26 protein-coding genes are annotated in these 17,159 nt (G+C 69.4%); 18 read left to right on the top strand and 8 right to left on the bottom strand.

Features of this window, described 5'->3' with window-relative positions; all coding sequences use genetic code 11:
- Nucleotides 1–607 precede the first annotated feature (607 nt).
- Nucleotides 608–1,069 carry a MarR family winged helix-turn-helix transcriptional regulator gene (locus tag ACTWQE_RS08930; RefSeq protein WP_443328292.1) on the bottom strand — a complete coding sequence of 154 codons (462 nt, stop codon included), beginning with the start codon at nucleotides 1,067–1,069 and terminating at the stop codon, nucleotides 608–610.
- Nucleotides 1,070–1,175: 106 nt separating this feature from the next.
- On the opposite strand from ACTWQE_RS08930, the gene ACTWQE_RS08925 reads away from it, so the two are divergent.
- Nucleotides 1,176–2,015, top strand: coding sequence for an SDR family NAD(P)-dependent oxidoreductase (locus tag ACTWQE_RS08925; RefSeq protein ID WP_443328291.1), 840 nt, complete (start codon nucleotides 1,176–1,178; stop codon nucleotides 2,013–2,015).
- A gap of 121 nt (nucleotides 2,016–2,136) precedes the next feature.
- Here the strand turns inward: ACTWQE_RS08925 and ACTWQE_RS08920 are convergent, their stop codons facing one another.
- On the bottom strand, nucleotides 2,137–2,853 hold the full coding sequence (locus ACTWQE_RS08920) for a polysaccharide deacetylase family protein (protein WP_443328290.1): 717 nt from the start codon (nucleotides 2,851–2,853) through the stop codon (nucleotides 2,137–2,139).
- 178 nt (nucleotides 2,854–3,031) lie between these two features.
- Between ACTWQE_RS08920 and ACTWQE_RS08915 the strand changes: the two genes are divergently transcribed.
- The 12 genes from ACTWQE_RS08915 to ACTWQE_RS08860 all read left to right on the top strand — a co-directional run bounded on the left by ACTWQE_RS08915 (nucleotide 3,032) and on the right by ACTWQE_RS08860 (nucleotide 9,853).
- Nucleotides 3,032–3,349 carry a gas vesicle protein GvpO gene (locus tag ACTWQE_RS08915; RefSeq protein ID WP_443328289.1) on the top strand — a complete coding sequence of 106 codons (318 nt, stop codon included), beginning with the start codon at nucleotides 3,032–3,034 and terminating at the stop codon, nucleotides 3,347–3,349.
- 36 nt (nucleotides 3,350–3,385) lie between these two features.
- Nucleotides 3,386–3,847, top strand: coding sequence for a gas vesicle protein GvpJ (gene gvpJ / locus ACTWQE_RS08910; RefSeq protein WP_443328288.1), 462 nt, complete (start codon nucleotides 3,386–3,388; stop codon nucleotides 3,845–3,847).
- 4 nt (nucleotides 3,848–3,851) lie between these two features.
- Nucleotides 3,852–4,610, top strand: a complete 759-nt coding sequence (locus tag ACTWQE_RS08905; RefSeq protein ID WP_443328287.1) for a GvpL/GvpF family gas vesicle protein — start codon at nucleotides 3,852–3,854, stop codon at nucleotides 4,608–4,610.
- Between the two features lies 1 nt (nucleotide 4,611).
- The gene (locus tag ACTWQE_RS08900) at nucleotides 4,612–4,878 is read left to right on the top strand and encodes a gas vesicle protein GvpG (protein ID WP_443328286.1); all 267 of its coding nucleotides are present in this window, start codon (nucleotides 4,612–4,614) and stop codon (nucleotides 4,876–4,878) included.
- The gene (locus ACTWQE_RS08895; RefSeq protein WP_443328285.1) at nucleotides 4,878–5,582 is read left to right on the top strand and encodes a hypothetical protein; all 705 of its coding nucleotides are present in this window, start codon (nucleotides 4,878–4,880) and stop codon (nucleotides 5,580–5,582) included. The genes ACTWQE_RS08900 and ACTWQE_RS08895 overlap by 1 nt, the downstream gene beginning before the upstream one ends.
- Nucleotides 5,583–5,588: 6 nt before the next feature.
- Nucleotides 5,589–6,614, top strand: a complete 1,026-nt coding sequence (locus ACTWQE_RS08890; RefSeq protein WP_443328284.1) for an SRPBCC family protein — start codon at nucleotides 5,589–5,591, stop codon at nucleotides 6,612–6,614.
- Nucleotides 6,615–6,647: 33 nt separating this feature from the next.
- Nucleotides 6,648–7,010, top strand: coding sequence for a gas vesicle protein (locus ACTWQE_RS08885; protein WP_443328308.1), 363 nt, complete (start codon nucleotides 6,648–6,650; stop codon nucleotides 7,008–7,010).
- A complete protein-coding gene (locus tag ACTWQE_RS08880; protein WP_443328283.1) occupies nucleotides 7,007–7,807 on the top strand; it encodes a GvpL/GvpF family gas vesicle protein in 801 nt (266 codons plus the stop codon). The genes ACTWQE_RS08885 and ACTWQE_RS08880 overlap by 4 nt, the downstream gene beginning before the upstream one ends.
- Nucleotides 7,807–8,037 (top strand): gas vesicle protein, encoded by a 231-nt coding sequence (locus tag ACTWQE_RS08875; RefSeq protein ID WP_443328282.1) that lies wholly within the window; start codon nucleotides 7,807–7,809, stop codon nucleotides 8,035–8,037. Before ACTWQE_RS08880 ends, ACTWQE_RS08875 begins: the two co-directional genes overlap by 1 nt.
- Nucleotides 8,013–8,312 (top strand): gas vesicle protein K, encoded by a 300-nt coding sequence (locus tag ACTWQE_RS08870; protein WP_443328281.1) that lies wholly within the window; start codon nucleotides 8,013–8,015, stop codon nucleotides 8,310–8,312. The genes ACTWQE_RS08875 and ACTWQE_RS08870 overlap by 25 nt, the downstream gene beginning before the upstream one ends.
- A gap of 146 nt (nucleotides 8,313–8,458) precedes the next feature.
- Entirely contained in the window at nucleotides 8,459–9,202 is a 744-nt protein-coding gene (locus tag ACTWQE_RS08865) for a beta-glucanase (protein ID WP_443328280.1), read from the top strand.
- A gap of 249 nt (nucleotides 9,203–9,451) precedes the next feature.
- Nucleotides 9,452–9,853, top strand: coding sequence for an SH3 domain-containing protein (locus ACTWQE_RS08860; RefSeq protein ID WP_443328279.1), 402 nt, complete (start codon nucleotides 9,452–9,454; stop codon nucleotides 9,851–9,853).
- Nucleotides 9,854–9,961: 108 nt separating this feature from the next.
- Here ACTWQE_RS08860 and ACTWQE_RS08855 read toward each other — a convergent pair whose 3' ends face one another.
- Nucleotides 9,962–10,240, bottom strand: a complete 279-nt coding sequence (locus ACTWQE_RS08855; protein ID WP_443328278.1) for a DUF4190 domain-containing protein — start codon at nucleotides 10,238–10,240, stop codon at nucleotides 9,962–9,964.
- A gap of 51 nt (nucleotides 10,241–10,291) precedes the next feature.
- Nucleotides 10,292–10,450, bottom strand: coding sequence for a hypothetical protein (locus ACTWQE_RS08850; RefSeq protein ID WP_443328277.1), 159 nt, complete (start codon nucleotides 10,448–10,450; stop codon nucleotides 10,292–10,294).
- A 119-nt stretch (nucleotides 10,451–10,569) separates the two neighbouring features.
- Between ACTWQE_RS08850 and ACTWQE_RS08845 the strand changes: the two genes are divergently transcribed.
- Nucleotides 10,570–11,199 (top strand): TetR family transcriptional regulator, encoded by a 630-nt coding sequence (locus ACTWQE_RS08845; RefSeq protein WP_443328276.1) that lies wholly within the window; start codon nucleotides 10,570–10,572, stop codon nucleotides 11,197–11,199.
- A 53-nt stretch (nucleotides 11,200–11,252) separates the two neighbouring features.
- On the opposite strand, the gene ACTWQE_RS08840 is transcribed toward ACTWQE_RS08845, so the two are convergent.
- Nucleotides 11,253–13,268, bottom strand: coding sequence for a SpoIIE family protein phosphatase (locus ACTWQE_RS08840; RefSeq protein ID WP_443328275.1), 2,016 nt, complete (start codon nucleotides 13,266–13,268; stop codon nucleotides 11,253–11,255).
- A 253-nt stretch (nucleotides 13,269–13,521) separates the two neighbouring features.
- On the opposite strand from ACTWQE_RS08840, the gene ACTWQE_RS08835 reads away from it, so the two are divergent.
- A complete protein-coding gene (locus ACTWQE_RS08835; protein WP_443328274.1) occupies nucleotides 13,522–14,337 on the top strand; it encodes an SAM-dependent methyltransferase in 816 nt (271 codons plus the stop codon).
- A gap of 227 nt (nucleotides 14,338–14,564) precedes the next feature.
- Here ACTWQE_RS08835 and ACTWQE_RS08830 read toward each other — a convergent pair whose 3' ends face one another.
- Both ACTWQE_RS08830 and ACTWQE_RS08825 read right to left on the bottom strand, forming a co-directional pair.
- Nucleotides 14,565–14,819 (bottom strand): DUF7848 domain-containing protein, encoded by a 255-nt coding sequence (locus ACTWQE_RS08830; protein WP_443328273.1) that lies wholly within the window; start codon nucleotides 14,817–14,819, stop codon nucleotides 14,565–14,567.
- Nucleotides 14,816–15,043, bottom strand: a complete 228-nt coding sequence (locus ACTWQE_RS08825) for a hypothetical protein (protein ID WP_443328272.1) — start codon at nucleotides 15,041–15,043, stop codon at nucleotides 14,816–14,818. The genes ACTWQE_RS08830 and ACTWQE_RS08825 overlap by 4 nt, the downstream gene beginning before the upstream one ends.
- A 226-nt stretch (nucleotides 15,044–15,269) precedes the next feature.
- Here ACTWQE_RS08825 and ACTWQE_RS08820 point away from each other — a divergent pair, with 226 nt between their 5' ends.
- Both ACTWQE_RS08820 and ACTWQE_RS08815 read left to right on the top strand, forming a co-directional pair.
- A complete protein-coding gene (locus tag ACTWQE_RS08820; RefSeq protein ID WP_443328271.1) occupies nucleotides 15,270–15,512 on the top strand; it encodes a DUF397 domain-containing protein in 243 nt (80 codons plus the stop codon).
- 93 nt (nucleotides 15,513–15,605) lie between these two features.
- Complete coding sequence (locus ACTWQE_RS08815) at nucleotides 15,606–16,514, top strand: helix-turn-helix domain-containing protein (RefSeq protein WP_443328270.1); 909 nt, start codon at nucleotides 15,606–15,608, stop codon at nucleotides 16,512–16,514.
- Between the two features lie 143 nt (nucleotides 16,515–16,657).
- On the opposite strand, the gene ACTWQE_RS08810 is transcribed toward ACTWQE_RS08815, so the two are convergent.
- Entirely contained in the window at nucleotides 16,658–16,831 is a 174-nt protein-coding gene (locus tag ACTWQE_RS08810; RefSeq protein ID WP_443328269.1) for a CsbD family protein, read from the bottom strand.
- Nucleotides 16,832–17,013: 182 nt separating this feature from the next.
- Here ACTWQE_RS08810 and ACTWQE_RS08805 point away from each other — a divergent pair, with 182 nt between their 5' ends.
- Nucleotides 17,014–17,151, top strand: a complete 138-nt coding sequence (locus tag ACTWQE_RS08805) for a hypothetical protein (protein ID WP_443328268.1) — start codon at nucleotides 17,014–17,016, stop codon at nucleotides 17,149–17,151.
- The last annotated feature ends 8 nt before the right edge of the window (nucleotides 17,152–17,159 follow it).

Here is a 17,159-nt window from a genome sequence, read left to right as displayed (position 1 = left end):
CGGCGCCCCAGTGCCTTGCGCTCCAACCCATACGGACGCGAAGCGCCAACGCGCTCAATACGAAGTGACTTCCGTAATTCCGCCCGCTGTTGGTTCGCGGACGCGTATCCTCTGCCGGTTTCCCCTCCACCGACGGCCCTCGGCCGATGGCCCACTGCCGCGCACGCCGCCGCCGCGGCGGCGGTGCGCGTGAGCGGGCGGTGAAACGTGAGTGGGCCTTGTGGGGCCGCCGCCGCGAGAGGGGAAGGGAGGTGTGCGCCGACGGCATTCCGCTCTGCGCCGGTCATGGCAGCCAGGTCATGCACTGCACTGGTCATGCACTGGTCATGATCTCGGTCGCACTGATCGTCATCATCACCTGGGCCTCGGCGGAAGCCGGATCGCTCACCCGCGCACCCCGGTATCGAGAAGGCCCCGGCCAGGACGGGGGGACCTGGCCGGGGCCGGCACGGGGGTTGCCGCGGGGCGCGGCTCGCGCCACGGTCCCGCATCGAATTCCGAGAGGAAACGGCTGCGTAGCCGGGCGCCATCACCAACAACCACTGCTAGTGCAACACTTAACGGTCGTAACGCGAGCCACCCCACCCCGTACGCGACCCCGCCCGCGTCACTGGTCCTTGTGCTGCTTGAGCTTGCACCAGACGGCCTCCAGCGCCTGGAGGTCCCGCTCGCTGAGGGCATCGGTGAAGACCGGAGCCAGGCATGCGCGGCGCGTGGCGTCGGCCTGTTCGAACAGCTGGCGGCCCGCGGCCGTGAGGGCGACCTCGACCGAGCGTGCGTCGCGGGCCGAGGGCGTGCGCTGGACCAGACCCCGCTCCTGGAGCGCGTCCAGAACGCGCGAGACCTGACTCCGGCTGAGCATGGTGCTGTTCCCCAGGACCGAGGCCGGGACCGGATCGGCCTGGGAGGAGAGCCACAGCATGACCTCGAACCAGGAAACCGGGAGGTGGTGGGCCTTCATCAGCGCGCGGTCGACGCGTTCGGTGAGCACGGTTCCGGCCCACACCAGACCGTAGAAGGCATGGTCGGCCAGGGACATCTCAGCCTGGGTGAGCTTGTTCGTCGCCATACCCGCGATTCTATCGGTTGCGTGTACGTACACTTAAAGCTTAATGTGCGTGTGCACGCACTTGAGTATTCCGTTTCGCCGACCACCCCCATGGAAGAGGCACCTCATGCCCTCCCCCGTTGTTCTGATCACCGGTACGTCCTCCGGAATCGGTCTCGCCGCCGCCGTCGCCATCGCGCAGACCGGCCGACGCACTGTGGCCACACTGCGCGACCCCGGCCGCGCGGACGCCCTGCGCAAGGCTGCCGAAGCCGCCGGGGTCGAGCTGGACATCCGGCAGCTCGACGTCACTGAGGCCGCCTCCGTTACCGACGCCGTCGAGGGCGTCGTCGCCGACTACGGCCGCCTCGACGCGCTCATCAACAACGCCGGCGCCGGCCATATCGGCACGATGGAGAATGACACCGTCGAGGACGTACGCCACGTCATGGAGGTCAACTTCTTCGGCGTCGTCCAGACCACGAAGGCCGCGCTGCCTCATCTGCGCGCTTCCGGCGGGCGGCTGATCACTGTCACCAGCGTCGGCGGCATCATCGGCCAGCCCTTCAACGAGGCCTACTGCGCCGCCAAGTTCGCCGTCGAAGGCTTCATGGAGAGCCTCGCGCCTGTGGTCTCCCGTACGGGGGTGACCGTGTCCGTCGTCGAACCCGGCCCCGTAGCCACGGAGTTCGTCAACAACATCGGGTTCGACGCGGACGACATGGTGGCCGCGGCCGGACCCTACGCCGATGCGCTGCGGGCCTACATCTCCCGTATCCGGGGGCAGTTCGCCGACTCCGCGCAGACGCCCGCCGAAGCCGCGGCACCCCTTCTGGAGGCTCTCACCGCCGAGCGGCCCGCGTTCCGTATCCAGACCTCCGACCAGGCCCGTGCGTTCACCGGTATCAAACTGGCCGACCTCGACGGATCGGCAACGCTCGGACTCACCGGCGGCTGGCTCGGCTGACCCGCTCTCCCACGCCTCCTCGCCCGACCGGCCGGCCACCGGCACGCCCGTCCCGGCCACGCCGGACCGATCCGTTGATCTCCTTCGGCGTGGCCGGGACGGACAGCCCCCCTGAAAGGGGCTAATCGCAGTCGAGCGGGTGAGGCATGGCCTCCCCCACCGGGCCGTCGTTGAGACAGGGTTGAAATCCGTCGGCCGACAGATCCTCGATGAGGCCGGGAAGCGCGTCGGGGAAGTGGTAGTCGAGGTGTCCCAGAATGACGCCGCCGTACTTGTCCGTGTACGGCGCCTGCCTCACCAGCGACCGGATGCCCGACACGCCGCGGTATCCGCTCTCGTCCGCCTCCCAGTCGAGGGTGTCGACGGTCCAGGTGCAGAGCCGGTAGCCCAGGGACCCGGGGATCGACTCCTCACGCTCCCCGAAGTCACCGTACGGAGGCCGCAGCACATGGCTCCGCACACCGTTCCCGATCTCCTCACTGACCTCGTCGTCGGAGAGGCTGGTGAGTTGGCGGTGCGCGTACGTGTGATTGGCCACCCAGTGACCCTGCTGTCGCAGGGTGGTGACGATGTCGGGGTAGTCCTCGGCGAATTCGTTGACGAGGAAGAACGCCGCCCGCACCTGCCGGTCGCGCAGATACGTACCGACGCGGGTGGCGCGGTAGGGATCGTTGTAGGCCCAGTCGTCGAAGGTGAGCAGGATTCGGCCCGAGGTGTTCCCGCAGCGCGCGATGTCATAGGCGCCCGCTGAGGAGGAGGCCGCCGCGGCGGCCGTGGCGGCCGCGAGTGGGACCAGCGCCAGGGCCAGTGCGAGCCATCCGGCTATGCGTGTCTTCACGTTCCGCTCCCATGGGTGGGCCCCAGCGAACACCGTAGGACGACGTGCCCCTTACGGCATGTCAGCGCTGCCATCGGGGTGACGGGAGCGGAGCGGGAAGAGAGGCGCTCCGGCCGCGAACCTCCGGATGGCCCAGCAGCACGGGCGCCTGTCCCGCTCCGTGACCAGACTGAGGAACATGGCGGAGCGAGAACGGCAGACGCGATCCAGGACGGACACGTCCGTGTCCCGCAAGGCACCGGTGCGCGGGCCCGAGCATGCGGCAACGGAGGCCCGCCGTCGGCTCACCTCACTGATCTGCCATCCCACGGAAGGCGTCTCCGCCGTCCGCAGGACCGAGGACGGCTGGCTCGTCTGCGTGGACGTCCTGGAGGTACCCCGCATCCCCGACACCACCAGCCTGCTCGCCACGTATGAGGTGGAGCTCGACCAGGACGGTGAACTGCTCCAGTACCGCAGGGTCCGCCGCTACCGACGTGGCGCGTCCGACGACTGACCGCGGCGTCCCCCTCTCCGAGAGGACTACTCCACCATGCAAACGACCACCACCTACACCGATGAGGTGGTCTGCGTCCCCCGCGCAGGCAACCTCTACGACGTCCTGGAACTCATACTCGACCGCGGCATGGTGATCGACGTCTTCCTCCGCGTCTCCCTGGTCGGCATCGAGATCCTCAAGGTCGACGTACGCATCGTCGTCGCGAGTGTGGACACCTACCTCCGGTTCGCCGAAGCCTGCAACCGCCTGGACCTCGAGAGCGACACGCGCAGCCGGACCGTGCCGGAACTGTTCGGCGGTGGAGCAGGCGGCGGGATGGCGACGGGCCTCGGCAAGAAGAAGGTCAAGAAGGCGGTACGAACCGCCGGGGACAAGGTCAGGAAGGCCGTCGCCGCCGGCGGCGAAGAGGACGAGAACGGCGAGGAGACGGAAGCGCGCCCGCGCCGCCGCGCCACCGCGGCAGCCCGCAGCCGGCGACGCTCCGAGGAGGACTGAACCCATGGCCGCACAGAGCCTGTACGTCTACGGCATCATCGGCGCCGACCGGGCCGGATCCCGGCTGCGGCCGGGTGTCGGCGCTCCCCCCGCTCGCGTACGCCTGCTCCCCGCCGGACGGCTGGCCGCGGTCGTCAGCGACGCTCCGGAGGGGCTGCGCGCCCGGCGGCGCGACCTGTTGGCACATCAGGAGCTGTTGCTCGCCCTCGCGGACGACGGACCGGTGCTGCCCATGCGCTTCGGCATGGTGGCCCCCGACGAGGAGTCCCTGCTCCGGGAGCTGGCCTCCGCGGAGGAGCGTCATCTCTCGGCGCTGAAGCGGCTCGACGGGCGGGTCGAGATGAATCTCAAGGCCATGCCGGTGGAGCACTCCCTGCACTCCTTGGTCAGCGAGGACGTACGCGTACGGCAGCTGCGCGAGGAGACGCGCCGGCGCCCGGGCTACGAAGCCAACGTCAGACTGGGCGAGGCGGTGGCCACGGGGCTCACCCGCAGGGCGTCCGAGGCGGCGGCACAGGTCCTGGGCGCCCTCGACGCGGTCGCGGACGCGTGCACGCGCGGGCCGGAGGTCGCCGGGTGCGTGCTCAACGCGTCGTTCCTTGTTCCCCGGTCGCGGACCGAACACTTCCGCAGAACGGCCGAGCACCTCGCAGTCGATCACCATGACCGTGTCGAACTACGGGTCACCGGCCCTCTCCCCTGCTACAGCTTCGTGGACTGCGATCCCCGCCCGCACCACGACCTCACACCGACCGGCGTCTGACATGGGGCTGTTCACGGAGGTGCTGCTGCTGCCGCTGGCTCCCGTACGGGGAGTCCTGTGGGTCGCGAGCCAGATGGCCGACATGGCGGAGCAGGAGCTGCACGACCCCTCGGTGGTCCGGGGTCAACTCGTCGCCCTGAACGAGGCACTGGAAGCAGGAGTGATCAGCCAGGAGGAGTTCGAACGAGAGGAAGAACGGCTGCTCGACCTGCTCGAGGAGAAACCGCCTGCCCCACGTACCCACGCGAACCGACCGGGGAGCTCTTGATGAACGACAGCACCAAGGCCACTCTCGCAGCCGCGCTCGTGGCCGGCTACGTCCTCGGCCGGACCAAGAAGGCGAAGCTCGCCATCGCCATCGCCTCCATCGCCGCAGGCCGCAAACTGCCCCTCAACCCTCAGGAACTCGTCACTCAGGGCCTGCGCAAAATCGGGGAGACGCCCCAGTTCTCCAGGCTGAGCGAACAAGTACGCAGTGAGCTCCTGGAATCGGGCCGCGCGGCGCTTGCCTCGGCAGCCGAACGCAGCATCGACTCCTTTGCGGACGCCCTCCATGAGCGCACCAGCGCCCTGAAGGTGGGCGGCGTCGCCAAGCCCAAGGAGGAGCCGGAAGAAGAAGCGGAAGAACCGGAAGAGGAGGAAGAGGAGGAAGAAGAAGAGGAGGAGCCGGAAGAGGAAGAAGAGGAACCCGAAAGGCCGCGCGGCAGACGACCGTCCGAAGGGAAGGCCGCGGGCAAGCCGCCCGGCGAGCGCAAGCCCCCGAAGAAGGGCGCCGCCGAGAAGGCGCCCGGCAAGAAGGCCGCGAAGAAGGCACCTCCGGAGAAGACGCCGTCGAAGAAGGCGGCCGCGAAGAAGCAGGCCGCTCCGGAAAAGAAAGCAACGGCCAAAAAGGCCGCACCAGCGAAGAAGTCCGCCTCGTCCAAAAAGGCAGCGGCGAAGCAGTCGCCCGCCCGCCCCGATCGCCGGAGGTAGCACGCCATGGCCAAGAGTGATCAGGACACGCCGGCAGAAGGCGCCTCCGGACTCGACCGGCTGCGCGAGGAGTTCACCAACTACCTGGAAGCCCAGGCGCAGCGCATGGTGGAGGGAGCCGGTGAAAAACTGACCGACCTCGTCAGCGGGCTCGGTACGGGCGCGGGGGGCGGAGTGCTCCCGGCGGTGGGCAAGCGCGTTCTCAGTGGCGAGTCACCGGTGAAGGCGCTGGTCGGGGAGAAGGCCAAAAGCGCGAAGGACACCGTCGTCGGCAAGGTGAAGGAAAAGCTCGGTGGTGGCGGCGGACGAAAGCCCTCGGACGTCAAGGTCACCAATATCGTCGAGGTGCTCGACATCGGGCTGCCTCTGCGGACCGTGTACAACCACTGGACGCAGTTCGAGGACTTCAGCAGCTTTATGAAGGGCGTCCGCAGTGTGTCGCAGTCCGATGAGATCGAGTCGGACTGGAAGCTGAAAGTCGGTCCCTCCAACCGCAGTTGGCACGCCACGGTACTGGAGCAGGTGCCCGATGAGCGCATCATGTGGACGTCGGAGGGCGCCAAGGGCACGACCCGCGGTGACGTCAGCTTCCATGAGCTGGCCCCGCGACTGACACGCATTGTCGTGGTCGTCGAGTACTACCCCTCGGGATTCTTCGAGAAGACCGGCAATCTCTGGCGGGCCCAGGGCCGCCGGCTGCGGCTGGACCTCAAACTCTTCCAGCGGTACGTCACCCTGGCCGCGGAGGAGGACGTCGAGGGCTGGCGCGGCGAGATCCGGGACAGCGAGGTCGTCCGCAGCCACGAGGAAGTGCTCGAGGAAGAGGAGCGCGAACGCGAAGAGGCCGGTGAGGAAGCGGAGGAAGGCGAGGAAGAGGAACCCGAGGAGGAGGAAGAGGAAGAGGAGGGGGAAGCGGAGGAAGAGGAGGAGCCCGAAGAGGAAGAGGAGGGCGAATACGAGGGCGAAGAAGAAGAGGAGGAGGAAGAAGAAGAAGAGCCGGAGGGCGAATACGAGGAAGAGGAAGAAGAGTGAGGAGGCGCAGTGACCACCCAGGACGCCCAGGGGATGTACCCGGCACCTTCAGGACCGGGCTCCACCAACCTCGCCGACATCCTTGAGCGCGTTCTCGACAAGGGCATCGTCATCGCGGGTGACATCAAGATCGACCTTCTGGACATCGAGTTGCTGACCATCCGTCTGCGCTTGTACGTCTCCTCGGTCGACACCGCCAAGAAGGCGGGCATCGACTGGTGGGAGACCGACCCCGCGCTCTCCTCCCGCGCCGCCCGCGACGCCCTGACCCAGGAGAATCTGCGCCTGCGCGAGCGCGTCGAGGCACTGGAGAGCGGCTCCGGCAGCCATGACCCGGACAACCATGGCGCCGGCAACCAGCTCCGTGACCGCGAGCGGGAGAGGCTCGGCAGATGACGGCAGCCTCACCCCGTATCGGCTCCGAGACCGCCACCTACCTCTTCGCCGTCTGCCAGGGCGGCGACCCGGCCGCCCTCGAGGGCCTGGCAGGACAGGGGGCAAGCGCCCCGGTGCGCCTCCTGTCCGTGGGGTCCCTGACCGCTGTCGTCCAGGACGTTCCCGCCGACGACTTCTCAGAACACGCCCTGCAACAGCGGCTGTCGGACCGCGACGAGCTTGAACGCTGCGCGCGCGCCCACCACGCGGTCGTCACCGCCGCGGCCGCCGCCGCTCCGACGGTGCCGATGCCACTCGCCACGCTGTACCTCGGGGACGAGCGGGTCCGAGCGGCCCTGCGGGAGAGCGAACCTCGGTTCCGCACCGCGCTGAGCCGTATCGCGGGCCGGGTCGAGTGGGGAGTGAAGGTGTACGCCGGCCCGACGCCCGCTCCGGAGGCATCCGCGCCCACCCGGCCGGACCGTGCCGTGTCCGGCGCCGGCCGGGCCTATCTGGAGAAGGTACGAACCCGGCAGCGAGCCCGCGAACTGCAGCACGACACCGCCCTGCGCGCGGCGGAACGCGTCGACACCGCCCTGCGCGGGATCGCTGTGGCCGCGCGCCGGCTGCGCCTGCACAGCGGGGAGCTGACCGGCGCCCACCGCCCCCAGGTGCTCAATGCCGCCTATCTGGTCACCCGGGGCCGGGAGCGTGAACTCACCGCCATGGTCGAGTCGTTGCGCCGGGAAACGGGTGCGGGGATCGAGACCTCGGGACCGTGGGTGCCCTACTCCTTCACGGACGGAGGTACCGGCTGATGACGGCGGTCGAGCCCCCCTGGGGCACCCTGCCCGCCGAGGCCTACGGGCCGATCGGCGTACCGCTCGTGGACCTTCTGGACCGTCTGCTCGCCACCGGCGTCGTCATCAGCGGCGATGTGGTGATCGCCATCGCCGAGGTACCGCTCGTACGGCTGTCCCTGCGCGCCCTGCTGTCCTCGGTCAACGAGCGCGTGGCCGCGCCATGGCCCGATGCGGGCCCGCTGTGACCGGGAACCGTCTCGATGTGGACCCCGAGACCGTCGGCCGTGATCTCGTGGCACTGGTGCTGACCATCGTCGAGCTGCTCCGGCAGTTGATGGAACGTCAGGCACTCCGCCGGGTCGACGAGGGGCGTCTCACCGACGACCAGGTGGAGCGGATCGGGACCACCCTGATGCTGCTGGACGAGCGGATGGCCGAACTGCGCGAGCAGCACGGTCTGCGCCCCGAGGACCTGAATCTCGATCTGGGGCCGCTGGGTACGCTCCTTCCGCGCGGCTGAGGCCGGCCCCGCGCCTCGGAGGCGGCCGCCCGCCAAGTCACGCGGTCGGGTCGGGACTTCATGTGCCACGTCGGCGCGCTGCTGCCACATGGTGGCATTCGTCCGGCATTCTCTGCGTATCGACGATCGCGCGACGAATGGCGACCATGACCGAATTCTCGTCCGCACTGATCGGTTGGATCAGGCGCGGCCTCACGACCGGCACCACCCCGCCGGCGCCTCCGGCTCAGGCACGGCCCAGCGGCAGGCTGGTGTTCGCGGCCGACTTCTCCTCGTACGACCAGTGGGTCGCGGGCAGGACCTGGGCCTACCCGAAGGGGGGTCCGACGAACCGGGGCGACGACAAGCTCGACTTCCTGGTCTCCGACCCGGCCTATGCCCGTACCGGGACCTTCAGGGCGACCCGCCGCCGGGACGGTCTGTGGAACGCGGGCCTGCTGACCACCGAGGGCAGCGCGCGGGACTTCACCGTCCGGACCGGCGACACGCTCACCGCGCGGATCCGTCTGCCCGTCGAGCGGGGTGCGTGGCCGGCGATCTGGACATGGCGTGACGGCGGCAATGAGATCGATGTCTTCGAGTACCACCCGGACGAGCCTCATGTGCTGGAGCTGTCCAACCATGTGCGCCGTGGCGGTCGTTGCTACGCGGACAGGGCGATCAGACCCGGTGCGTGGGTGGATGTGAGCGTCGAGTTCGGCGCGGCATCCGTCATCTGGTGGGTCAACGGCGTCCGGGTCCATGCGGACCGGTCGGGTGTCGGCAGGGGCTGGTTCGCCCATCTGATCGTCAATCTGTCGGTCTCGGCCGGTGACCGGCACCCCACCCCGGACGCGTCCGTTTCCTCCCTGTCCTATGCCGTGGACCAGCTGTGTGTGTACCGGCCATGAGGGACGCGACGTAAGGAAGTTGGCCGACGCCCGGACAGGGCGCCGGGAGGCCGCCGGTGGACCGCACCGCCCACCGGCCGGGCGGAGGGAGCCGGGAGATCCCGCTGGGCCCGGGAGAACCCCGCCGATTCCGCGCGGACGGGACCTTCACCGGCGCGCCAGGGTGCATAGAACCGGTAAGCGGTTTATGCCGCCTTCGGCTATGGAATGTGGATTTCCGCCATAAGGCGCGAGGAGTAGGAGATCACCATGTGCAAGACCCTGAAGACACGCACCAGAGCCTGGGCCGTGGGAACGGGCGCCGCCACCGCGGCGGTCACGCTCGGCGGAACGCTGCTCGTGTCCCCCGCCGAGGCCGCCCCCGCGCGGCCGTACGGCACCGTGGTGGCCCAGACCGGCGTGAACGAGCGCCAGTACCCGAGCACCGACTCCTCGGTGCTGGGCTTCCTGAAGTACGGATCCCAGGTCGGGCTGAAGTGCAAGGTCCGCGCCCAGAACATCGGTGGCAACGAGATCTGGTACCTGCTGCGGGACCGCGCCACCTGGGTGTCCGCCAAGTACGTCGACAACACCGGATTCGTGAAGTACTGCAAGGACGTCCAGCGCAACTCCCTCACCCACAGCACACAGGCCAAGACGGCCAAGGGCTGAGAGAGCGGGCCGGACAGCGGCCGGCCGGACAGCGGATCGCGACACGGTTCCCCGCCGTGTCGCGATCCATGTCCACGGGCCGTCGGCACGGCGCCGCCTCATGGAGCGTCAGCCGACGAGCTGCCAGCTGACGGTGCGGTCGGCGGTGACAAGAATGGCGAGCACGGCCAGGTCGGCGGCGCCCAGGCCGAGTCCCAGCAGGGCCCGGGTGGGCCGGCGTGTGCCACGGGCGAGCGCGAGGCCGCCGAGCACGAGGGCGCACGGGCCGAGCACGAGATTGAAGATCAGCAGGCCGAGCAGCCCCATGACGAACGAAGCGACGGCCATGCTGTCGGCATCCCGGGCCCGCGTCGCCGTCCGCGTGCGGGTGGGAAGGGACAAGTCCATGGTTCTGCTCCCTTGATCGTGACGTGACGTGCCGTGGGTACGGCGGTCTGATCAGTGGTCCCTGCCGTGCGCGACACGCTCACGGAGGCCGAAGACGAGCAGCCAGCCGCCGATGGCGGCCGCGGCGATCAGGGTGACCGGGAGCGGGAGGTGTGCCACCGCGCCGAGGAGGATTCCAAGGAGAAGGAGCGCTGCGACGATGAAGAGCATGTCCGGACCTTTCTCTGTGGGCCTCGATCGGAAAGTTCAGTGAACAACTGAATTTACAGTTGTTCACTGACTTCAGCGTACAGTACCGCTTTTGGGAGAACGGTTGTTTACTGAATGATATGAGCCACACCGTCGGAGTCCGCCAGGCACAGAAACAGAAGACCCGTCAGGCGCTGCTGGACGCCGGGCTGGTGCTGCTGGAGGACCAGAGCCTCAGCAGTCTGGGGCTGCGCGAGATCACCCGGGCCGTGGGCGTCGCCCCCGCGGCGTTCTACCGGCACTTCCGGGACATGAGCGATCTGGGCGTCGCCCTCGTCGAGGAGTCCCTGGGCAGCCTGCATACGATGGTCCGGACGATCCTCACCGAGCAGGATCACACCGATGGCCGGATCGACCACATCGTCGAGGCCATCGCCGTCCATGTACGGGACCACCACCCCCACATCCGCTTCATCGCCCGGGAACGCCACGGCGGCGTACGGGCCGTACGCGTCGCGATCGCCGCCGAGTTGGAGCGGTTCGCTGACGAGGTCGCCACCGCGCTCGCGTCCCGGCCGACGTACCGGGGCTGGAGTCCGGACGACATGAGCATGCTGGCCGAGCTCTATGTCGACCATATGGTGACCACCGCCGCGGCCTTCCTCGCCGCGACCCCCGACCGGCCCGAGGCCGAGGAGCGCATCGCCCGCACCGCCCGCCGACAGCTGCGGCTGATCAGCCTGGGCTGCCGCCACTGGCATGACGACTGACATCCGGCCGCGTACCTACCGGACCCGCCCGGAACTCCCCGCTGCCCCGGCGCTCAGTACGGGCGCGGGCGCAGGGCGAGCAGTGCGATGTCGTCCCCGGTCGGCGGGGCGTGGCCGATGAGGTGGCCGCAGAGCGCGTCGACGGGGAGATGGCGTGCCTCCGCGGCGATCCCGGCGAGCTTCTCGATGCCGTCGTAGAGGTCCTCCCCGGGGGTCTCCACCATGCCGTCGGTGTAGAGCAGCAGCGTGGCACCGAGGGGGATGGCCGCCTGCTGGTTCCTGCGCGCCATGGACACGTCGACGCCCAGGGGCGGATCCGAGCCCGGCCACGGTTCACCGAGAACGGCATGGGTGCCGTCGGCGTACAGCAGAAGTGGCGGCGGATGACCGGCGTTCGACCACAGCGCCTGCCAGTCGGCGGGGCCGGGGGTGAGGTGTGCCTGGATGGCGCTGGCCATGTCCGTGACGTGGAGGCCGGTGACGGTGACGTCGAGGTGGGCCAGGGCTCGTGCGGGGTCGCCGGGGTACTGGCAGGCGAGGGTCCGCAGCATGCTGCGCAGCTGTCCCATGGCGGAGGCCGCCGCCAGATCGTGCCCGACCACGTCGCCGACGCTGAGGGCGACCGTGGCGTCCGGCAGCGGGAAGGCGTCGTACCAGTCGCCGCCGACCTCCGCCGCGGTGGCGCTGGGCTGGTAGCGCACCGCCAGTTCCGCGCCGGGAATCTCGGGCGGATCGGTGAGCATCGCGCTCTGCAGGGTGAGCGAGACCCGCTGGGCTCGCTGGAACCGATGGGCCTGGAGGAGGGGAGCGTGGGCGTGATCGAGGATCTCGCGCAGGAGGTGGACGGTCTCCGGCCCCAGTGATGCCGTCGGGGCGCAGGTGAAGAGGGTGGCCAGGGCGGTGACGGAGCCGCCGACATCGATGGGGAGCAGGATCAGGCTCGTCGCCTGGACCTCCTCCAGCCAGGAATCGATCTCCTCGGGCACGACATGGTGCGGTGGCAGGCCCGGCGGGAAGGTGAACAGGCGCGGACGCCCCTCGGCGATCGTCTGGGCCGTCAGCTCGCTGACCGGATGCTCGGTGTGCTTGGGGACCGGGAGTGGTGGCAGCCCCGGCCTGGCGACGCCGACGATCCGTGAGGCGACCGTCGGCGCCCGGCCGTGCTCGGTCACTCCGGAGATGAGATAGATACCGCATTCGTCGGCGAGCTCGGGGACGACGGTGTTGGCCAGTGTGGTCAGTGCCTCCTCGAGGGACGTCGCCTCGGTCGACGCCGCCGCGGCCGAGAGAAGCCGCTCACGGCGTGTGGCGCGCCACTGCTCCTCCACGTCGCTGGTCGATCCCACCCACTCCACCAGCTTGTCGCCCTCGACGATCGGCACGGCACGGGACACGGCGTGCCGGAACTCCCCCGTACTCGTACGCAGCCGGAACCCGTGCTCGAAGACGGTAGGAGGGCTCCGCATGGCCCGCAGCCACGCCTGCCGCAGCGGCTCCTGGTCCGCGGGGTGGACGTTGTCCCGCAGCCACTGCAACGGCTGGAGGTTCTCGGTGTCCGGGTCCACGCCCGACCACCATCGGGTGCCGTCGGCGCTGGCGAGCCATACGCCTTCGCTCAGGGTCGACAGCAGCGCCTGGTAGCGGTTGAGATCGCGCTGCCGCTCATCGGAGACAGCCTGGATCTTCCGGGCCTCGACGACGGACTCGGTCACGTCCATGGCGACGATGAGGACACCGTCCATGCCGTCGGGCAGGACCGCCGGGGAGCAGCTGTAGGTGAAGTAGCGTTCCGGCGGCCCGGGCCCCGGCCCCTGCGGGTACCGGGCCCGTACCCCGGAGGCCTGCTCGGCCTTCTTGGAGGTGTACACCCGGTCCATGAGGTCGAAGAAGCCGCTGCCGACGAGGTCGGGGGACGATGCGCGCAGCGGTACATGCAGAGTCCGGTCGCCGAAGACCTGCCGGTAGGCGGCGTTGATGTACACCAGCTCGTGACGAGGCCCCCTGGTCATGCCCACAGCCACCTGAGCCGGCTCGAATATCTCCTGTCCGACCTGCGTCTTCTCCGTCACGACCCCGCTCCTCCCAGCCAGCGGGACATCGCTCACCACACCACTATCCGCCGCCGGGGACCCATATGCCAGTTCCGGTGGTCCGCACCGCCGCCGTGCCCGGCGCGCCCGTCCTCCCCCGTGGCGGCATGGAGACCCAACAGCCGTGCGCAGTAGCTTCGTTGAAGCTCCCGCCCGCCCCGGCCATTCCTCCTACGATGCTCTGCAGCGACGACGTCCCGGCATGTTTCCGGGAAGAGAGTGAGGGGGGCCGATGGCCCAGGGCAGCAAGCCATTGTCCAGCGAGGTCGATGTCACCATTCCGAGCGTGGCCCGGATGTACGACTACTACCTGGGCGGCAAGGACAACTACGCCGTCGACCGGGACGCCTCGGAGGAACTGCTGAAGGTGGTGCCGAGCACCCAGGCACTGGCGATCAACAACCGCCGCTTCCTGCGGCGTGTGGTGCGCTGCCTGGCCCAGGACTACGGGATCCGGCAGTTCCTCGACCACGGCTCCGGCCTGCCCACTCAGGACAATGTCCACCAGGTCGCCCAGCGCGTCGACGAGCGGTCCCGCGTCGTCTACATCGACAACGACCCCATCGTCCTGGCGCACGGCCGGGCGCTGCTCGAGGAGAACGACAACACCGCCGTCATCCAGGCGGACATGCGCGACACCGACGGCATCTTCGCCCACCCCGACGTCGAGCGCCTCATCGACGTCGATCAGCCGGTCGCCGCCCTGTTCGTCTCGGTCATGCACTGCATCCCCGACAGCGACGACCCCGCCGGCCTGATCCGGCGGGTGGCGGACCGGCTCGCTCCGGGCAGCTTCTTCGTCATCTGCCAACTGGTCAGTGAGGATGCGAAGACACGACAGTTCGTGACCGACTTCATGGACAGCAGCACCCAGGGAAACTGGGGCAGGGTGCGGCAGGCGCACGAGGTGCTCCAGTACTTCGACGGGCTGGAGATCCTCGAGCCCGGACTGGTCGAGGTCTCCACCTGGCGCCCGGACTCCGATCTGGGGCCGAGGCAGCTCACCCGCGAATGGCTGGAGTACGGCGGCGCCGCCCGGCTGCCCTGACAGCGGGCTTCTCGGCGCAGTCGGCGGGCTTCTCCGCATCTCCGCAGCAGGGTCCGGCCCGCGGCGCTCCCCCGTGGCGCCGCGGGCCGGACCTTGCTGCGGAGGGGGCATTCGCCGGACACGTACCGGGCCGGCTAATGGGACAGGAGACGGGCCGGACGGCCGAGAGTGCCGAGGCCGTGTTCCGGGCGGCAGTCGTGGACCACGAAAGCCGCCCGGAACACGGCCTACCCCTCCCCCACCCCCCGGTCCGCGGGGAGGGCTCTCCAGAAGCGGTGGACAATCTCCCGGAACCCGGTGTGGGCCGGGGATGCGGTGGCATGCCGGACCGCCCACGCCTGAGCGGCCTGCGGGTCCTCGGTGGCTCCGGAGGAGTGACAGCAGGTGGTGCACTCCATCTCGAAGACCGCTGACGGTGCCTCGGGCGCGGGCTCGCGGACCACTGACCAACCTCCGGTGCTGTGCGCCGTCGAGACAGTCACAGCACCCTCCTCGACGCCGCGCCCGCTCCGGCCTTCGGCCGGCGCCGCCCGTTCGGGGCGGGGACCGGGCGTACGTCCTCCGGCGGGGCCTCCCACTCACGGCCGCCCTCCGGGCGCCTGAGGAACACCCGGGAGCCCTGCACGTCCATGACAATGCCGACGTCGCCGCGTTCCGTGTCCAGCGCGAGGTCTCCGACGACCGGTGAGTCGGCTGGTCCGGGCATCCTTCTGACGGCTCTCCACTCCCTCACCCGCGTCGCGTCCATCGCTCCCGCCTTCCGGCACGTCCGACACACGGAGAGTTGCCGGAGCCCCGTGTCGGGTGACCACTATTCCCACGTCGGGGCATCCTCTGCAAGTACGTCTGCAAGAACACTTGCAATTGCACGCGCGGGCGGCTTGAGTTCATCCCACGGCAGGCACGACCGCCCCGGGCGAGAAAGAGGCACAGTGCACCAGTTCGAGAACGGCATATCGGCCGCGGAGCTCCACGGCGCGGTGTGGCAGAAGAGCACGTACAGCAACCCCAGTGGGAACTGCGTCGAACTCGCCCGGCTGCCCGGCGGCGAGATCGCCCTGCGGAACTCCCGGGACCCCTCCGGGCCTGCGCTGATCTACACCCGGGAGGAGATCGCGATGTTCCTCTTCGGAGCGAAGGACGGCGACTTCGACGACATGGTCGGCGGAATCTGAGCCCTGCCCGCCGGGGGACCCGCTGCCCTGCTGTACGCGACGCCCCCGCCGATGGAACACTGAGCACTCACCTATGCACTCAGGGGAGTCAGCATGACCGCCGCCCAGCCGAGCCGCGAGCCGTCGATAAGGCGCTATCTCGCGCATCCGCACGGAGGGCCCACCGCCCTGCGCATCGTGCTCGGCACCCAGCTCCGCAAGCTGCGGGAAGCCCGGGGCGTCAGCACACAGGCCGCCGCCGAGGCCATCCGCGGCTCCCACGCGAAGATCAGCCGGCTGGAGTTGGGCCGGGTGGGATTCAAAGAGCGGGACGTGACCGACCTGCTCACCCTGTACGGCATCACCGACACCGCGGAGCGTGAGGACTTCCTGACGCTCGCGCGACAGGCCACCGCTCCCGGCTGGTGGCACCAGTATTCGGACGTCCTGCCGAGCTGGTTCGAGACCCACATCGGCCTCGAGGAGGCCGCGTCGGTCATTCGCACCTACGAGAGCCAGTTCGTCCCCGGGCTGCTGCAGACCGAGGAGTACGCCCGCGCGGTCACCAAGCTGGGGCACCCGCGGGCCTCCGTCCGGGAAGTCGAGCGGCGGGTCAGCCTGCGGATGACGCGTCAGCAGCTGCTCGGCAGGGAGGACCCGCCGCGGCTCTGGGCGGTGCTCGACGAAGCGGCGCTGCGCCGCGGGCTCGGCGGCCCGGACGTGATGCGCGAACAGCTCCGGCATCTCATCGAAGCGGCCCGGCTGCCCCATGTGACCGTCCAGGTCGCGCCGTTCAGCCTCGGCGGTGTCGCCGCGGCGGGCGGACCGGTGACCATCCTGCGCTTCATCGAGCCGGACCTTCCCGATGTGGTCTATCTGGAGCAGCTGACCAGCGCTCTGTATCTGGACAAGCAGGAGGACGTGGACAACTACCTCTCCGTCATGGACCGGCTCTGCGCGGAGGCGGAACCCCCGGCTGCCACGGTCCGCTTCCTGGAGACGATCCTCACCGAACTCGAGTGAGGCCGGGGGTGACGTCTGCGGCCCGTCGGTGCGCAGGGCCGTACCCACCCTTGAGGGGGTCCTCCACCGGACGGTGGAGGACCCCCTCTTCGGTGTTGTGCGCGTGCGTGGGACGTGGCGAGCGCGGTGCCCGGCGCCCGGAGTCAGCGCCTGAAGGCATCCTTCGCCTTCTCCCCCGCCTCACGCATATCGCCCTTCGACTGCTTCGCACGGCCCTCGGCGATCAGCCGTTCGCTGCCGAGCACCCGGCCCGCGGCCTCCTCGACCTTCCCCCTGACCCTTTCGGTCCTGGCCTTCGCCTTGTTGTCGGTGCTCATAAGGGGGCACTCCCCTCTCCATCGGTTTCTTCGGCTGACGTTTCGTGTGCCCGGCGCCCTCACCGGCAAACGACCAGGGTCCGGACAACCCGCGGCGTCACCGCGTACGGCGTTTGACCGGCCGTCACCTCAGGGGGCTCTCCACCACGTTCCCCATACGGGCGTAGAGCACCTGCTCATTGATGGCCCCGGCCGCCGTACGGACCGGCCTGGACGCCGGCCGTACGACGGGTGCGGCGCACCGGTACGACCGGTACGGACGCCTTCTGCAGAGCTATGAGCTGACGCTCTGGAACACCCTGGCGGACGGGGCACGCTGAGAGCGGGG

This window comes from Streptomyces sp. 8N706 (assembly GCF_052245415.1).
GTDB lineage: Bacteria > Actinomycetota > Actinomycetes > Streptomycetales > Streptomycetaceae > Streptomyces.
This window is presented reverse-complemented; position numbering and strand designations above follow the sequence as displayed.

What these genes read in the sequence shown, in the direction of transcription:
- ACTWQE_RS08930 (WP_443328292.1), bottom strand. Translation starts at nt 1,069, where the DNA reads ATGGCGACGAACAAGCTCACCCAGGCTGAGATGTCCCTGGCCGACCAT.
- ACTWQE_RS08925 (WP_443328291.1), top strand. Translation starts at nt 1,176, where the DNA reads ATGCCCTCCCCCGTTGTTCTGATCACCGGTACGTCCTCCGGAATCGGT.
- ACTWQE_RS08915 (WP_443328289.1), top strand. Translation starts at nt 3,032, where the DNA reads ATGGCGGAGCGAGAACGGCAGACGCGATCCAGGACGGACACGTCCGTG.
- gvpJ (WP_443328288.1), top strand. Translation starts at nt 3,386, where the DNA reads ATGCAAACGACCACCACCTACACCGATGAGGTGGTCTGCGTCCCCCGC.
- ACTWQE_RS08905 (WP_443328287.1), top strand. Translation starts at nt 3,852, where the DNA reads ATGGCCGCACAGAGCCTGTACGTCTACGGCATCATCGGCGCCGACCGG.
- ACTWQE_RS08900 (WP_443328286.1), top strand. Translation starts at nt 4,612, where the DNA reads ATGGGGCTGTTCACGGAGGTGCTGCTGCTGCCGCTGGCTCCCGTACGG.
- ACTWQE_RS08895 (WP_443328285.1), top strand. Translation starts at nt 4,878, where the DNA reads ATGAACGACAGCACCAAGGCCACTCTCGCAGCCGCGCTCGTGGCCGGC.
- ACTWQE_RS08890 (WP_443328284.1), top strand. Translation starts at nt 5,589, where the DNA reads ATGGCCAAGAGTGATCAGGACACGCCGGCAGAAGGCGCCTCCGGACTC.
- ACTWQE_RS08885 (WP_443328308.1), top strand. Translation starts at nt 6,648, where the DNA reads ATGTACCCGGCACCTTCAGGACCGGGCTCCACCAACCTCGCCGACATC.
- ACTWQE_RS08880 (WP_443328283.1), top strand. Translation starts at nt 7,007, where the DNA reads ATGACGGCAGCCTCACCCCGTATCGGCTCCGAGACCGCCACCTACCTC.
- ACTWQE_RS08875 (WP_443328282.1), top strand. Translation starts at nt 7,807, where the DNA reads ATGACGGCGGTCGAGCCCCCCTGGGGCACCCTGCCCGCCGAGGCCTAC.
- ACTWQE_RS08870 (WP_443328281.1), top strand. Translation starts at nt 8,013, where the DNA reads ATGGCCCGATGCGGGCCCGCTGTGACCGGGAACCGTCTCGATGTGGAC.
- ACTWQE_RS08865 (WP_443328280.1), top strand. Translation starts at nt 8,459, where the DNA reads ATGACCGAATTCTCGTCCGCACTGATCGGTTGGATCAGGCGCGGCCTC.
- ACTWQE_RS08860 (WP_443328279.1), top strand. Translation starts at nt 9,452, where the DNA reads ATGTGCAAGACCCTGAAGACACGCACCAGAGCCTGGGCCGTGGGAACG.
- ACTWQE_RS08855 (WP_443328278.1), bottom strand. Translation starts at nt 10,240, where the DNA reads ATGGACTTGTCCCTTCCCACCCGCACGCGGACGGCGACGCGGGCCCGG.
- ACTWQE_RS08850 (WP_443328277.1), bottom strand. Translation starts at nt 10,450, where the DNA reads ATGCTCTTCATCGTCGCAGCGCTCCTTCTCCTTGGAATCCTCCTCGGC.
- ACTWQE_RS08845 (WP_443328276.1), top strand. Translation starts at nt 10,570, where the DNA reads ATGAGCCACACCGTCGGAGTCCGCCAGGCACAGAAACAGAAGACCCGT.
- ACTWQE_RS08835 (WP_443328274.1), top strand. Translation starts at nt 13,522, where the DNA reads ATGGCCCAGGGCAGCAAGCCATTGTCCAGCGAGGTCGATGTCACCATT.
- ACTWQE_RS08825 (WP_443328272.1), bottom strand. Translation starts at nt 15,043, where the DNA reads ATGCCCGGACCAGCCGACTCACCGGTCGTCGGAGACCTCGCGCTGGAC.
- ACTWQE_RS08815 (WP_443328270.1), top strand. Translation starts at nt 15,606, where the DNA reads ATGACCGCCGCCCAGCCGAGCCGCGAGCCGTCGATAAGGCGCTATCTC.
- ACTWQE_RS08810 (WP_443328269.1), bottom strand. Translation starts at nt 16,831, where the DNA reads ATGAGCACCGACAACAAGGCGAAGGCCAGGACCGAAAGGGTCAGGGGG.
- ACTWQE_RS08805 (WP_443328268.1), top strand. Translation starts at nt 17,014, where the DNA reads ATGGCCCCGGCCGCCGTACGGACCGGCCTGGACGCCGGCCGTACGACG.